We start from the raw sequence: 1,189 nt of genomic DNA, 5'->3' as shown, positions 1-1,189 counted from the left end.
CTGTCCAGCCCCAATTCTATGGGCCAGTTTTGAGCAAGGTTTCTGGAACGGGCGGTCGCATGTTTAGAGCCTGATGGGGTCTGACACGATTGTACTGTCTAAGCCAGGTATTGATGACGATCTGAGCCTGTTTGGTGGTGTGGAACCATTCTGCGTTGAGGACTTCCCGGCGCAGAGTGCCATTGAAGCGCTCGTTGTATCCATTCTCCCAAGGTGATCCCGGGTAGATTTGGATCGGCTTAATGCCCACCTTTCTTAACCAGGTCTGCAGGGCCGTTGCGATGAACTCCGCGCCGTTGTCGGAACGGATGTGTTCGGGCTTCCCGTGCCGCAATAAGAGTGGGTAGAGCGCATCCAGCACGTCTGCGCTGTTCATCTTCGGCTTGACCGCTACGCAGAGCGCCTCACGGGTATACTCATCCAGCACCGTCAGCATCTTGTAGCTCTGTCCGTTGCTCAGCTTGTCGTGGACAAAGTCAATGCTCCAGATGTGATTGGGATGTTGCGGTCGGAGCCGGATGATCGAGCTGTCCTTGTGGTACAGCCGTTTGCGTTTCTTGTGCCGTTGTGGGAGCTGCAAGCCTTCTTCGCGCCATAGTCGTTCGATCTTTTTATGATTGACTGCCCAGCCTTCGACACGCAGCAGCTCGGCGACCTTGCGGTAGCCGTAGCGCCCATACCGTTTGGCCAATCGGATCATCGCCAGACGTAACGCCTCATCATCCTTTGGCGCTGCGCGGTATTGCAGCGTGCTCCGCGCCAATCCAATCACGCGACAGGTGCGCCGTTCAGAGGTTGCCAGCTTTTGTCGGGTGTGGACCACGGCCTGACGAAGCTGGTCTGCCGTCAGGCCTTTGGCTTTAGATAATCAAGGCTCTCCTTGAGAATGAGTTTGTCCAGTTCAAGCTCAGCCACGATTTTCTTGAGCCGATCATTCTCTTTCTGCAGCGCCTTCAGATTGGCCATCTCAGATCGTCCCATCCCACCAAACCGCTTGCGCCATGTGTAATAGGTCGCATCACTGACACCAGCCGTTCTGCACGCCGTCGCGACATCCGAACCAGATGCCAGGCCCAGCTCAATCTCGCGCAAAAGCCGCAGAATATCTTCGTCCGAATACCGTTTCCGCGCCATCAATCCCGTCTCCAAAACTAAGCCAACTGTGGCACAGTTTTAGGGGCCAAGACAA

General features: G+C 55.6%; 1 pseudogene. It reads right to left on the bottom strand.

Annotated features, from left to right (window positions below):
* Positions 1–16 precede the first annotated feature (16 nt).
* Positions 17–1,134: pseudogene (locus ACR3FC_RS21930) on the bottom strand (IS3 family transposase).
* Between the last annotated feature and the right edge of the window lie 55 nt (positions 1,135–1,189).

It is taken from the genome of Ruegeria sp. AF3, from assembly GCF_056536285.1.
Note: the sequence above shows the minus strand (reverse complement) of the source record. Positions and strands in the feature narration are given on the sequence as shown.